Annotated in this window: 15 protein-coding genes; 8 read left to right on the forward strand and 7 right to left on the reverse strand. The window is 68.6% G+C overall.

The genetic code is table 11. The features are described 5' to 3' along the window. The first annotated feature begins 40 nt into the window (after nt 1-40). Nucleotides 41-1,474 (forward strand): cation:dicarboxylate symporter family transporter, encoded by a 1,434-nt coding sequence (locus ACIPYW_RS02370; protein ID WP_400410412.1) that lies wholly within the window; start codon nt 41-43, stop codon nt 1,472-1,474. 245 nt (nt 1,475-1,719) lie between these two features. On the opposite strand, the gene ACIPYW_RS02375 is transcribed toward ACIPYW_RS02370, so the two are convergent. Continuing rightward, nucleotides 1,720-2,610: an SDR family oxidoreductase gene (locus tag ACIPYW_RS02375; RefSeq protein ID WP_400410414.1), complete on the reverse strand. Its 891-nt coding sequence runs from the start codon at nt 2,608-2,610 to the stop codon at nt 1,720-1,722. Nucleotides 2,611-2,689: 79 nt separating this feature from the next. On the opposite strand from ACIPYW_RS02375, the gene ACIPYW_RS02380 reads away from it, so the two are divergent. Then, on the forward strand, nt 2,690-3,286 hold the full coding sequence (locus tag ACIPYW_RS02380; RefSeq protein WP_400410416.1) for a TetR/AcrR family transcriptional regulator: 597 nt from the start codon (nt 2,690-2,692) through the stop codon (nt 3,284-3,286). After that, nucleotides 3,286-3,636, forward strand: a complete 351-nt coding sequence (locus ACIPYW_RS02385) for a hypothetical protein (RefSeq protein ID WP_400410417.1) — start codon at nt 3,286-3,288, stop codon at nt 3,634-3,636. Before ACIPYW_RS02380 ends, ACIPYW_RS02385 begins: the two co-directional genes overlap by 1 nt. A gap of 319 nt (nt 3,637-3,955) precedes the next feature. On the opposite strand, the gene ACIPYW_RS02390 is transcribed toward ACIPYW_RS02385, so the two are convergent. Further along, the gene (locus ACIPYW_RS02390; RefSeq protein WP_400410419.1) at nt 3,956-4,540 is read right to left on the reverse strand and encodes a recombinase family protein; all 585 of its coding nucleotides are present in this window, start codon (nt 4,538-4,540) and stop codon (nt 3,956-3,958) included. Between the two features lie 98 nt (nt 4,541-4,638). Between ACIPYW_RS02390 and ACIPYW_RS02395 the strand changes: the two genes are divergently transcribed. Both ACIPYW_RS02395 and ACIPYW_RS02400 read left to right on the forward strand, forming a co-directional pair. After that, the gene (locus ACIPYW_RS02395) at nt 4,639-5,292 is read left to right on the forward strand and encodes an HAD family hydrolase (protein ID WP_400410421.1); all 654 of its coding nucleotides are present in this window, start codon (nt 4,639-4,641) and stop codon (nt 5,290-5,292) included. Nucleotides 5,293-5,380: 88 nt separating this feature from the next. Further along, nucleotides 5,381-5,881 carry a GNAT family N-acetyltransferase gene (locus ACIPYW_RS02400; RefSeq protein ID WP_400410423.1) on the forward strand — a complete coding sequence of 167 codons (501 nt, stop codon included), beginning with the start codon at nt 5,381-5,383 and terminating at the stop codon, nt 5,879-5,881. Between the two features lie 283 nt (nt 5,882-6,164). On the opposite strand, the gene ACIPYW_RS02405 is transcribed toward ACIPYW_RS02400, so the two are convergent. Next, entirely contained in the window at nt 6,165-6,779 is a 615-nt protein-coding gene (locus tag ACIPYW_RS02405; RefSeq protein WP_400410424.1) for a hypothetical protein, read from the reverse strand. Then, nucleotides 6,776-7,243 carry a phosphohydrolase gene (locus ACIPYW_RS02410; protein WP_400410426.1) on the reverse strand — a complete coding sequence of 156 codons (468 nt, stop codon included), beginning with the start codon at nt 7,241-7,243 and terminating at the stop codon, nt 6,776-6,778. Before ACIPYW_RS02410 ends, ACIPYW_RS02405 begins: the two co-directional genes overlap by 4 nt. A 590-nt stretch (nt 7,244-7,833) precedes the next feature. Here ACIPYW_RS02410 and ACIPYW_RS02415 point away from each other — a divergent pair. Next, complete coding sequence (locus ACIPYW_RS02415; protein WP_400410427.1) at nt 7,834-8,496, forward strand: hypothetical protein; 663 nt, start codon at nt 7,834-7,836, stop codon at nt 8,494-8,496. Nucleotides 8,497-8,504: 8 nt separating this feature from the next. Here ACIPYW_RS02415 and ACIPYW_RS02420 read toward each other — a convergent pair whose 3' ends face one another. From ACIPYW_RS02420 to ACIPYW_RS02430, 3 genes are all read right to left on the reverse strand, one after another. After that, nucleotides 8,505-9,254 carry a hypothetical protein gene (locus ACIPYW_RS02420; RefSeq protein WP_400410429.1) on the reverse strand — a complete coding sequence of 250 codons (750 nt, stop codon included), beginning with the start codon at nt 9,252-9,254 and terminating at the stop codon, nt 8,505-8,507. Between the two features lie 17 nt (nt 9,255-9,271). Further along, nucleotides 9,272-9,922 carry a DedA family protein gene (locus ACIPYW_RS02425; protein WP_400410431.1) on the reverse strand — a complete coding sequence of 217 codons (651 nt, stop codon included), beginning with the start codon at nt 9,920-9,922 and terminating at the stop codon, nt 9,272-9,274. Between the two features lie 93 nt (nt 9,923-10,015). Beyond that, nucleotides 10,016-10,816: a hypothetical protein gene (locus ACIPYW_RS02430; RefSeq protein ID WP_400410433.1), complete on the reverse strand. Its 801-nt coding sequence runs from the start codon at nt 10,814-10,816 to the stop codon at nt 10,016-10,018. Between the two features lie 357 nt (nt 10,817-11,173). On the opposite strand from ACIPYW_RS02430, the gene ACIPYW_RS02435 reads away from it, so the two are divergent. Together ACIPYW_RS02435 and ACIPYW_RS02440 are read left to right on the forward strand one after the other, a co-directional pair. Further along, nucleotides 11,174-12,145 (forward strand): sensor histidine kinase, encoded by a 972-nt coding sequence (locus ACIPYW_RS02435; RefSeq protein WP_400410435.1) that lies wholly within the window; start codon nt 11,174-11,176, stop codon nt 12,143-12,145. Continuing rightward, on the forward strand, nt 12,142-12,801 hold the full coding sequence (locus ACIPYW_RS02440; RefSeq protein WP_400410437.1) for a response regulator transcription factor: 660 nt from the start codon (nt 12,142-12,144) through the stop codon (nt 12,799-12,801). The genes ACIPYW_RS02435 and ACIPYW_RS02440 overlap by 4 nt, the downstream gene beginning before the upstream one ends. Nucleotides 12,802-13,245 lie beyond the last annotated feature (444 nt).

Genomic DNA, 13,245 nt, shown 5'->3' on the forward strand with positions numbered 1-13,245 from the left:
CGGCGCGACGACGCACCGGTCCCGACGACAAGGAAGTCTCATGGCATCGACGCACCCGTCCAGCACGCGCCCCACGCGGCGTCGCGGCCTGGACCGCTCGCACTGGCTGTACATCGCCGTCATCGCGGCGGTGGTCGCCGGCATCGTGGTCGGCCTCGCGGCCCCGGCGTTCGCGGTCGGCCTCAAGCCGATCGGCGACGGCTTCATCGCCCTCATCAAGATGATGATCGCGCCGGTGATCTTCTGCACGATCGTCCTCGGTGTGGGGTCCATCGCCAAGGCCGCGACGGTCGGCAAGGTCGGCGGGCTCGCCCTCGGCTACTTCGTCGCGATGTCCACGTTCGCGCTCGCGATCGGCCTCGTCGTCGGCAACCTCATCCACCCGGGCGACCACCTCGACATGTCGAAGGCGACGTACGAGCTGCCGGCCGGCTCGGAGGAGAGCGCGTCGTCGACGTCGGGCTTCCTGCTCGGCATCATCCCCGCCACCCTGGTGTCCTCGCTCACGAGCGGCAGCATCCTGCAGACACTGTTCGTCGCGCTGCTCGTCGGCTTCGCCCTGCAGGCCATGGGCGAGAAGGGGGCGCCGATCCTGACCGGCATCCGGCACCTGCAGGCACTCGTGTTCCGCATCCTCGCGATGGTGATGTGGGTCGCCCCGGTCGGCGCCTTCGGTGCGATCGCCGCGGTCGTCGGCGCGACCGGCGTCGCTGCACTCGTGGCCCTCGGCACGCTCATGGTCGCCTTCTACACCACGTGCATCGTGTTCGTCGTCGGGGTGCTCGGCGTCCTGCTCCGCATCGTCACCGGCGTGAACATCTTCCGGCTCATGAAGTACCTCGGCCGCGAGTACCTGCTCATCGTCTCGACGTCGTCGAGCGAGGTCAGCCTGCCGCGCCTCATCGCGAAGATGGAGCACCTCGGCGTCTCGAAGCCGGTCGTCGGCGTGACGGTCCCGACCGGGTACTCGTTCAACCTCGACGGCACCGCGATCTACCTGACCATGTCGTCGCTCTTCATCGCGAACGCGCTCGGCACCCCGCTGAACATCCCGGAGCAGATCTCGCTCCTGGTCTTCATGATCATCGCCTCGAAGGGTGCCGCCGGCGTCACCGGCGCCGGACTCGCGACGCTCGCGGGCGGCCTGCAGGCGCACCGGCCGGACCTCGTGAACGGCGTCGGGCTCATCGTCGGCATCGACCGGTTCATGTCCGAGGCACGCGCGCTGACGAACTTCACCGGCAACGCCGTCGCCACCGTGCTCGTGGGCACCTGGACCCGGCAGATCGACAAGCAGCAGGTCGAGCGGGTGCTGTCCGGCGCGGCGCCCTTCGACGAGCGCACGATGTCCGCGGACGACCACGGCGCCGCCCCGGCAGCGTCGGCACCGACCGAGCGCATCTCGACCGAGGCGGTCCGCACCATCGTCGAGCCGGAGCACGAGCTCCGCGCAGCGGCCGCCGAGCGGCGCTGACGGACGGGAGGGCCCGGGGGCCCCCCCCCCCCCCGCGGGGGGGGGGGGGGGGGGCCCCCCGGGGGCCCCCCCCCCCCCCCCGGGGGGGGGCCCCGCCCGGGGGGGACCCCCCCCTCGTGGCGCCGGACCCCGCGCCCCGCGCCGGGGCCCCCGCGCGGCGCTGCCGGCCGGGAGGCCCGGATCACCGCACGCAGACCTGCTGCGGTGATCCGGGCCTCCAGGCTGTGCCCCCGCACCCGCGTCGGTCAGTCGGCCGACGTCGTGTAGTACCCGGCGTCCAGGTCCTCGAGGAGCGTCGGGCCCGTCGGCTCCCAGCCGAGGAGCGCGCGCGTGCGCGCGCTCGATGCCGGCTGGTCGCCGCCGAGGAGCGCGCCGAAGACGCCGAGCGTCGCGGGGTCGACCGCTTGCGCGGGCAGGCCGGTCTGCCGGCTGACGGACTCGGCGACGGCGCGCATCGGCACCCCCTCCTCGGCGACGGCGTGCAGCACCGACCGCGGCGGCGCTGACTCGAGGGCGAGCCGGAAGAGTCGCGCCGCGTCCTCGACGTGGACGGCCGGCCACCGGTTCGCGCCGTCACCGACGAACGCGGCGACGCCGAGCTGCCGGTCGAGCTGCACGAGCGAGGCGATGAGGCCGTTGCGGTCCCCCGCGCCGTGCACCGTCCGCGGCATCCGGACGAGTCCGGACCGGATGCCGCGGTCCGCGAGCGCGAGGACGGCTGTGGCGGTCCGCGACCGTGCCCCGGCGGGACCGTCGGGGTCGAGCGCGTCGTCCTCCGTGGCGACCCCGGTCGGGTTCGTCGGTGTGCCGGACGCGGCGAAGAAGGCCTTGCCGCTGTCCGCGAGTGCATCGGCGAGGGTGGCGAGCATGGCGACCTCGTTGTCGATCGTCTCGTCGAAGGCGTCGAAGTCGAGCGTGAACGCCAGGTGGGCCGTCGCGTCCGCACGCCGGGCCTGCTCGACGATCAGGGCGTGGTCGGACACGTCGCCCCGGACCGGACGGGCACCCGCCGACCGGATGCGCTCGGCGGAGGCGTCGGAGCGGGCGAGCCCCGTGACCTCGTGGCCCTGACCGACGAGGTCGCGGGTGAGGGCGCTGCCGATCCAGCCGGACGCTCCCGTGATGAAGACCTGCATGTGCTGACTCCTTGTGATGAGACTTGGTATCGTCACGGTACACCCGATGAGACCGAGTCGCATCGGATAGCATGAGCCGGTGGCACGATGGCAACCCGATCCCCGCGGACGACTCCTGCGTGCGGCGCTCGACCTGTTCGCCGAGCAGGGCTACGACGACACGACCGCTGCGCAGATCGCCGAGCGGGCCGGGCTCACGAAGGCGACGCTCTTCCGGCAGTTCCTCGACAAGCGGGAGATCCTCTTCCAGGGGCAGGCGGCCACGGTCGAGACCGTCTCGCGCGTCGTGCGGGACGCCCCTGCCGACCGCACGGACGTGGACGTGGTCGACGACGTGCTCGACGCCCTCGTGGCCGCGCACGTGCCCGAGCAACAGGCGATCGGCGCGGCCATCACGGCGCTGACGGTGGCGCACGAGGCACTCCGGGAGCGGTACGTCTACAAGCGGTACGTCATCACCGAGGCGTTCGCGGCGGCACTGCAGGAGCGCGGTGTGCCCGCGCACCGTGCGACGGTGCTCGCCGGGACGGCCGTGCGGGGGTACTGGGACGGGTTCGAGCGGTGGACGGTCGCGGGGGCGGGAGCGGCGCTCGGGCCGCTCGTGCGCGAGGAGGTGGGGGCGTTGCGGGCAGCGGCGGCCCTGCTGGCGGCGGACGTCGGGTCGGCGGACGCCTGATGTCTCCGAAGCGGCACGCGCTCCTGTGGGGCCTGGCCGCCCTGGGGGTCCCCGTGGTCGGCGCCGCACTGCTCTGGGTGTGGGGTGTGTCCGAGGAGGCGACCCGAGGGACAGCGGGCGGCGCCACCCAGGGGCCTTCGCTGACGCTGATGCTCGCGCCGTCGGTCGTCGCGGTGGTGGCGGGCGCGGTCGTCCTCGGCGGCGTGACGCGACCGGTCCGGCCAAGGTGGCTCGGGGCGGGCCTGGCACTCGTCGCGCTCCTCCTCGCTGTCGGCCTCGGTGCCGCGGCGGCGCTCGTCGTGACCGGCGGGCAGCTGTACGTACCGGGTCCACTGCCGCCGAGTCCCTGACGAGGCGATGCGGCTCGGACTCGGGCTCGGGCTCGGGCTCGGAGAACGTCGCCGGATCGTCGCCGCAGCAGTCCGGATCCGGGCCGACCGGCACCGCGGGCCCGCAGGTTGTGTGCATGGCCAGGACGGCCCGCTGGCAGGCCGCCTCGGTGCCCGGCTCGACCAGCCGTGCCACGGCAGTTCGTGCCGGTGTGACTCGTCGTTGCGCTCGTCGCGCTCATCGCGCTCATCGTCGTCGTCGACATTCCTCTCCTTCGTCGCTGACGTGCCCCTGGCCGATCCGCTCCCAGGCACGTGGGCCCGAGAGCGGATCGCCCGGTCAACGGCCGTGGTGACCTTGGCGGTCGATACATCGGTAGACGGTTGCTCGTCCAACACCAAAGAGTTCGGCGAGCTCGGCGACCGAGTGCGTGCCGGCTTCGTGCACTTCGAGGAGGTGCCGCTGCTGCGCGGTGCTGGGCTTGGGCTGCCGCCCACGGAGATGACCCTTTGCCTCAGCGATCTGCATCCCTTCGCGCGTCCGGGCCCGGATGAGATCAGATTCAAACTCGGCCACCATCGCGAGGACGTTGAACAGCAGCCGGCCGACGGGGTCGTTCGGATCATGGACGGAACCACCGATGTTGAGCTTGACGTTCTTGGCGGTCAGTTCGTCGACGATGTCCTTCGCATCGCGAAGGCTCCTGGCCAACCGGTCCAGCTTCGCGATCACCAGGGTGTCGCCGTCACGGCAGGAAGCGAGCGCTTCGCGCAGACCGGGCCGTGACCGATTCGTGCCGGTCAAGCCGTGGTCGGTGTGGATGTTGGACGGAAGGACTCCGAGCCGTTCGAGAGCGACGCGTTGAGCGGTCAGATCTTGTTCGTAGGTTGAGACGCGGGCGCACCCGATGAGTAGAGCGTTCATGCCGCGAGGATCGCTCTACTGCGTCAGCTTCGGGTCGTCTCGAAACCGATCGGCTATCGGGACGGCGGAAGCGGTGTTCCCCTGACTACGATCCGAGCATGAGTACGCGGGGGATCGTCTTCTTCGATATCGATGGCACGTTAATCCCATCCATGTCGAGCAGCAGCTTCCTCGCCAAGCGCTTTGGACATGCACGTGCGCTCGACGCCGCTGAGCAGCGCTACGCCGAGGGTGAGCTGACGAACGAGGAAGTCAGCATCATCGACGCCGAGGGATGGCGCGGAACTCCAACGCCGACCGTTGCCTCGTGGCTCGAGGAGCTTCCACTGATCGCCGGGATCGACGAGGTCGTTGCCTGGTGCGTCGAGCACGATGTCGAGCCGGTCCTTGCGTCTCTGGCTTGGCAACCCGTTGCGGAAGCGATCGCGAAACGTCACGGGCTCACCGCAAACGGCGGCCCGCGAGTGCACGTCGTCGGGACTGACTATGACGGCACCGTGGCGGAGCACTTCGATGAGTACGACAAGCGCGATCGCGCTCTCCGGTTAGCGGCGGGGCGCGGTGTCTCGATCAATCACTGCTGTGCCATCGGTGATAGTCGGTCCGACCTCCCCCTGTTCGAGGCCCTGCCGGCATCGCTTGCTCTGAACGCCAGCGCCGCGGCGCGGGCGGCCGCGTCCGCTGCCGTTGACACAGAGGACTTGCGCGACGTCATCCCCTGGCTCGCGGCATGGAAGGCCACGCTCCACTGACCCCGGGCGCTCACCGGCTCAGACGACCGGTAGCCGATCGGCGAGTGAGACGTTGTGATGCCGCGGCGGTGTACTCCAGGATGGTCTGGTGGTGAGCATCCGGCGGGCACGTGTCGATGACGCCGAAAGGGTCGGGCTGTTCCAGACGCTGACGTGGGAGCAGACCTACCGTGGCATCGTCCCAGACTCCTTCTTGGATGCCCGGTCCCTCCGTCCAGCGACGGATCACTGGACAGAGCGCATCGGCACCGGCAGTCGACGCGTGTTCGTTGCGGAGTCACCCGAGGAACAAGTCATCGGTGTCGCGAGCACGAGCCGCAGTTCCGGTGACTCGAGCAGCTTGCCGAGCTTGGAGCTGTCGACGTTGTACGTAGATCGAGAGGCCCAGGGCACGGGAGTTGCCTCAAGCCTCCTGAATGCTGCGCTCAACGAAGAGGATGCTCACCTCCTCGTGTTTTCGTTCAACAAGCGGGCTCAGCGCTTCTACGCCAAGCACGGCTTCGAGCGCCAAGGAGATCGACAGATCGATTCAGGGACCGGGCTCTACGAAGAACGCTGGGTGCGGGAAAGGGGGAGACCGTCTCAGTGAACGGTCGTGCGCTCGACCGGGCGGCGCCCTGCCGTTGTCTCGGATGGGGATCGGCTACCGAACGAACGCGAATGCGCAACGGCGCGCGTCGCGGACACTATCCACTTCTCGAAGCGGTACGGCGTCTTGAAGGTGAGAGGCGGGTGGGGCCGCGCCGGTTGTGAGGCCGGGTCCCCACCCGGCGGTCAGCTGCGGGCCCCTGATCGGTCGCAGCTTGACCACGGTTCCATCGTCAACAAATCGCAAAGAGCCGTCAACATTTGGCAGCGATCACGGTGCGTGATCAGGACCACCACGGTGCGTCGTTGACCTGCTCCCCGTCCGCGGCATCGACCACGACATCGCGGAGGTTGGACACGCCTGCCTTGGTGGCGATGCGGGTGACAGTTGCCAGGCCAAGGCTGTGTCCGACACCGGCGTTCTCGAGGGTGCTTTTCGCCGCGACGTAGAAGTCCCACTGCGACATGTCGAGCGGCTGGTACTCAGCGTGAGTCGTCGCCATCTGCACGCAGAACACGTACACGTGCGCGTTGAGTTGCTTCCCGGCCGGGTCATCACCATGACGCGGGTGATATCGGGTGCCGCGCAAGCCGCGGAACTCGATGCGGGATAGCCGCGGTTGCTCCCACGCTTGAAGGTACGCGGACGACTTAACCTCCACCCTGATTCGGTCATCGAGGAGGAGGTCGTACGCGTCCCACTCCACCCGGTGCACCTCAGTCATGCCGAGGGCTTTCGCGACGAGGAACTCCGCCAAGTAGCCGCGGGCGTTGTTCATCCGCAGGTCCCCGAGCGCGAATTGCCAGAAGTCCGCCACCGTTGCCGGCACCCCGATGAACGTGTCGTCCCCGCGAGCAGGACGGATGACCGGCGGTTGCAGCCACTCGTCGTCAGTCACGGCTGGACTCCGAACTCGGCGAGGATGTCGTCCAAGGTCGTCCCGAGCAGGACGGCGGTCCGTTCGTATTTCGCTTGCAGCCTGGTGCGGGTTGCGTAGTCGGACACCAGCGCGAGTCGGGCGGGGTCGGCGTTGTGGCTGACATCGGCGCGCTTCACCCGTGGGGCGAGCGTGTCAGCCATGACCCGCGCCATCGAGTCGGTCAGCGGTTCCCCGCGCCTCTTCGTCATCGCGTCAACCGCGAGTACCTGCTCTGTCGTGAACCCCATCACCCGAAGCTCAGCGAGGGTCATGTCTGTGTCCTCGACGACATCATGCAGCCATCCGACGACCTGCTCATCCGGAGTGGTCAGCCGGGCCGCGACCGCAGCGGGATGCTCAATGTACGGTCGGCCGACCTTGTCGGTCTGCCCCTCGTGCGCACGGGTAGCCACGTCCCGCGCCAGAGACACCATGGTCGTCATGACTTCAGCGTCCCACGACCAGCCGACACGTCACTAGGCAGAACCGACCCGGCCGGACACGTCATGACCGTTCCCGTCCGGCCACCACACGGCGACCCGATGTCCGTTCAAGCCTGCAGGTGTCCGCTCGAACACGGCCTGTCAGGAGGGCAGTTCGCAGCGCAGTCATCTGCGCAATCGGGTACAAGGTGCCCGTCGCTCGCATCGCAGAGAACGTGAACTCGAGATACTCCACTGCGACGACGATGGCGTACCGCGCGATGCCGGAGACGTTCAAGCCAGGGCGGTCGTCGCCTCCAAGCGCGCTGTCCGGCACGATCGAAGGCGCATCGTTCGTCCGAACCGACCATCCATCTGTCGTTTCAGCCATTCGCGTCACACGCTGTTCCCAGCTCTCGTGAGACTGGTCAGAGTCAGTCACGCAGCGACATCGTCTCTCGGGGATCGACAGCCATGGGCCCATGGTGCCGGATGCGATCTTCCTCTGGAAGGTGCCGCACACAGTCCTCAAAGATGTTGGAGGCTGTCCTTTAGCCGATCGGCTATCGGTTCCGATCCTTCTCGTCGCGACGGGCCGATAGCTTCATGAGGTGGCAACCGGTGGGAAGTACGACGTTCTCTGGGACGAAGCGCGCCGTTCTCTGTATGAGGGCACCCTCCGCGTCGATCACGCTCCGGTCGACGGTGACCCGCGCTGGGGCCTCAGCCTCGTCCTGCTTCCACCCGCGGACCTTGCTGCATCGGTGAGCGCAGCCGCCGCTGAACTCGGCAGCCTCTACGGCGGGACGCACCACGTCTACAACGCCGCTGACCTGCACCTGACAGTCACGAGCCTGGAGCCCTATCGCGACGAGATCCCGCGAACAACGATCGAGCATTACGTCGACGCGGTCGAGCGCGTCCGCGATCTGCTGCACGTCAACGTTCGGCTGGTCGGGCCTGGCGGCTCGCCTTCCGGCGTGTTCGTGCAGGGCTTCGACGACGACACGCTGGTACCGATCCGGCGACAGATGCGCGAGACCGCGGCGGACCTGCACGACGGCGTGGCGCCGCCGATGGCGTTCGTGCGAGACACCGCACACATCTCCATAAGCGTCCACCGGCAGGCAGTACCCGAGACATCGGCAGCCGACCACGTCCAGCAACACAGGCACACGCGGTTCGGCAACATGGCGGAAGCCACCGTCGCACTCGCACGCTATCGGGCGTCGAAGCACTCGATGAGGCTCGAAGTCCTCCACACCGTCCGGTAGCCGGTGGGTCAGCGGACGCTCGAGGCTGCTTCTGTGGAAGGGATTCGCCGTACCTTCTCCTGCACGGCCACGGCGAAAGCGATGGCGATGACGAGGACCGCGCTGACGAGGCCGGTGCCGACGTCGAGGCCGCCTCGGGCGTGCGGGACCGCGACGAAGTCGGCGAAGGATGCGCCGACCGGGCGGGTGAGGACGTAGGCGGCCCAGAACGCCGTGACCGGTCCGAGCAGCGCCGTCAGGCGTGCGAGGACGACGATGATCATCGCGGCGACGAAGACGAGGCCGCCACCGAGGTAGCCGAGGTGGAACGTGCTCGCGGCGAGGTCACCAGCCGCGGTGCCCATCGCGAACGTGGCAATCACGGCGGCCCAGTAGAACAGCTGCCGCCGGGTGCTGGTGATCGTGTGCACGTCGACGGTGCCCTCGACCCGTCGCCACAGGACGAAGACGACGACCAGGGCGGCGAAGAAGACCGGGGTGGACACCGCGTACGGAACGCCGAGTGCGACGTGGGTGACGTCGGCGACCATCGTGCCGAACACCCCGACCATCGACACAGCACCCCAGTACAGCCACGGCCGGTACCGGTCGGCGCGGAGCTGCGCCACGAGCACGACGGCGAACACGGCCGCAGTGACCAGGACCGTGGGGACGGGGTCGAGGCGGGTGACCAGGAAGTCGGAGAGCGCCTCACCCATCCCGGTCGTGAGCACCTTGATCAGCCAGAACGACGCGGTCGGTCCCGGGACACGGTTCACCGTTCCGGTCCCACCCGTCACCGGTCCCCCACCGTCCGCTCCGCGGGTCGTGCCGCCGGTGACGTGCGCTTCCGGGCGACGTGACGGCGGCGCAGGGCGCCGATGACGATCGGCAGGACCGACACGACGACGATCACGATCATGAGTGCGTCGATGTTGTGGGCGACGAGCGGGATGCCTCCGAGCAGGACCCCCACTGCTGTCAGGCCGCAGGCCCAGGAGATGGCGCCGATGAGATTGAACAGCAGGAACCGCCGGTAGTGCATCTGCGCGGTCCCGGCCGCGAGCGGCACGTAGGTCCGGACGATCGGGACGAACCTGCCGAGGACCAGGCTGAGGCCGCCCCACTTCGTGAAGAACGCTTCTGCTTCATCGAGGCGGGCGGTGGTGAGGATGCGGGCGCCGTCCTTGAACAGGCGCCGGCCGTAGCGTTTCCCGATCCAGTAACCGACCTGGTCCCCGGCGACCGCTGCGATGGACGCCACGACGGCGACCTGCCACGGAGTCACGCCGAGGGTGCTGCTGATGATCGCGGCGGTGACCAGGAGGGAGTCGCCGGGCAGGAACGGGAACAGCACTCCGGACTCGATGAAGATCAGCAGCGCGATCCCGGCGAGGACGTAGGGGCCGAAGGCGTGCAGGACGGATGCTGCGTCGAACAGGCTCACGGCGAGCGGAACGGCGTGGAGCACGAGGGCCTTTCACGAGCGGAGGGCCTGGTGCCACCGGCGTTCAAGTCGGCGGTGGGACCAGTGGACGGGTCAGACAGTGAGTCGGCTGCGCTGCGCGGGTTCGTCGCGGCGGATGCGGATCACGAGGTAGCTGATGATCGCGGCGATGATGACGAAGAACACAATGCTCGTCGTGATCGTCCCGACACCCAGGCCGCCGTCCTTCGTTGACGCGGACAGCAGGTCGCCGGTGGACGCGCCGAGGGGGCGGGTGAGGATGTACGCGATCCAGAAGCAGAGCACCGGGCCGCGTCGGCCGATGAACCAGACGGCGGCGGTCAGGGCGATGGCACCGGCGAAGAGGAGCAGTGACGGGAAGTACCCCAGGCCGGTCTGTTCCGCGATGAGGTCGCCGGCGGCGGTGCCGAGGGCGAAGGTGAACAGGATCGCCAGCCAGTAGAACGCTTCCCGGCGGAGCGTGTCGATGCTGTGGATCGAGAGGGTCCCCTCGGTCCGGTACCAGATCGCGAACACCGCCAGGAGCGCGACGCCGAACACGGTGGTGCTGACGGCGAGGGGGACGCCCAGTCCGTCGGTGAGGTTGTCGGTGACGCAGGTCCCGACGATGCTGATCAGGACCACGGTGATCCAGTACACCGGCGGCCGGTAGCTGCGGGACCGGAACTGCAGGACCAGGAACACCGCCAACGCGACCGCCATGATCAGCGTCGTCAGCGGCAGTCCGAGTCCGACGGTGTCACTGAGGAGGTCAGCGGCGGTCTCACCGACCGTGGTTGCGAGGACCTTGATGATCCAGAACGACGCGGTCGGGTCGGGCACCTTGTTCGAGCGGGTCCGGGTCGGCGCAGGCGCTGCGGGCGAGTGGGACATAGCGTTCTCCTCGTCAGGATGGGCCGTACCGCGATGTGCGGGGTCGGCGATGCTCCGACGGTAGAAAACGGCGCGCAAGACTCCACCAAGAATTGGACCGGCCGCCCGTTCGACGTTTCTTGGCTGTTCCTTGGCTGGTGTCGCTGAGGCTGGGGGGGCCGGTGCTGCTCTGAGTGAGGCAGGATCGAGCCGACGCGGTGACGCCGGAACGCTTCCCCCCTCGCGTTCCGGCGTCACCAGTACGGAAGGGGCCACATGTCTGCTGGATGGCGGTCAGCGATCGCGGACGGACTGGCACGCTGGTCGTTCCGGTCTGGTGTGGAGACCGATCCGGACCGGTTGGCGTACCGCCGGTCCGTGATCGGGATCGCACTGCGTGTTGCGGTCGTCTCGGCGGCGCTGGTGATCGCGATCATTGTCCTCGTCGTCGCCTACGTGCTGTGGCAGCTGACCCCGAACCAGCTCCACGAACAACCCGGCCCGACCGACATCCACATCTACCTCGACACCATCGACCTCAGCGTCGCGGTCATCGGCGTCGGTGGTCTTGCGATCATCCTCGCCGGCATCGCCGCGTGGCTCATCGCCCGCCGCGCAGTCCGGCCGATCGCCGAAGCAGCACGCATGCAACGCACCTTCGTCGCCGACGCCAGCCACGAACTCCGCACCCCGCTGACGGTGCTCAACGCCCGCGTGCAACGGCTGCAACGGATGACCCCGGACGAAGACCGACGGCGTCCCGTCGTCGACGATCTGCGCGAAGACACCCAGATCCTGATCAACATCGTCAACGACCTCCTTGAAGCCGCCGCCGGCACCGCCGACCCCGACGGGAGCGCCGACCTCCGGGCCGCGATGGACTCGGTGCACCGCGACATGAACGTCCTCGCCGCGGAGCGAGGTGTGACGCTCGACGTTGAACCGATCGACGCCCGTGCGGGGGTATCGGAGACGCAGCTGCGCCGATGCCTGGTCGCGCTGACCGACAACGCGATCGGTCACACCCCACAGGGTGGGCACGTCCGGATCACCGCGACGACCACCGCGACCCGGGTGACGATCCGCGTTGCGGACGACGGTCCCGGTGTTGTCGGCATCGAACCAACTCGAGTCTTCGACCGCTTCGCCCACGGCGCACCCGCCGACGCGATAGCAACGAGCACCCGCACCGGGTACGGCATCGGCCTGGCTCTGGTCCGCGACATCGCCGTCCGAGCTGGCGGCGACGCAGTCATCGAACGCACGGACAGCAGCGGAACGATCTTCGCGCTCTACCTACCGACCGCTCCGGACAGCGGCTCGGAACACGACCGGAAGGACCGCGCATGATGCCCCGACTCCTCCTCATCGAGGACGACCCCAGGCTCGGTCCACTCGTCGCCGACGAGCTCGACGAGCAGTGGACCGTCACGCTCTGCGTGGACGGAGAATCCGCGCTCGAAACGGCTGCGAAGGAGTACTTCGACGTCATGGTGATCGATCGCCGGCTGCCCGGGATCGATGGCACCACGGTGGTCGCGACCCTTCGGCAGCGGCGCGTCAGCACCCCTGTGCTCATGCTCACCGCACTCGGTGAAGTCCACGACCGCGTCTCCGGGCTCGACGCCGGCGCGAACGACTACCTGGTCAAACCCTTCGACTTCGACGAGCTCACCGCACGGCTCCGCGCCCTCACCCGCGACTACACCGGCACTGGCGCCACCATCGAGATCGGCGGGTGGGCATTCCACCCCGACGACCACAGCATCACCTCCCCCTACACCGGCCGGGTCATGCTGACCGAGAAGGAGACCGCCCTGCTCCGGCTCCTCGCCGGCGAACCATCCCGCGCCTTCACCCGACAACACCTGCTCTCCGCAGTGTTCGACAACGGCGAGCAGCTCGGCACCGTCGACACCTACGTCCACTACATCCGCCGGAAAACCGACCGCGACCTCATCAGCACCATCCGCGGCATCGGCTACCGCCTCGGCACACCCGCGTGAACGCGGATCACGAACCCTCAAGCAGGGGAGAAGGACCTAGTCGTCCAAGAGACCTTCCTCCTCGCTTCGGACGCGACCGCCAGCAGCGCAGCCCCGGCGGCCCCGACGACCACCAGGAGCAGCACGACGGCCACAGCAACCACGATCAGCACCACAGGATCACCTCCACGCACACCATGGCGGCAACCCACCAAGGAATCCCCCAGCCGCGTCGCTTCGCCAGCAGGCTGGTCGCATCATGCGTCCCAGCACGACCCCGGATCGAGAGACTGCACGAGCGCTGCTGTCCGTGTCCGATAGCCGGTACTTCACCGGACGGGGGCCGACCCGCTACCCTGTGCCCATGCGTTCGCTTCGTTCCTCGTGGTGGTGGCTGCACTAGCAGCCTCTTAACGCATGGTCGCGGGCTGCACGGCAGCTCGCAAACCACGACACCGCCGCGCA

It is taken from the genome of Curtobacterium sp. NPDC089689, assembly GCF_044749145.1.
Lineage (GTDB): Bacteria > Actinomycetota > Actinomycetes > Actinomycetales > Microbacteriaceae > Curtobacterium.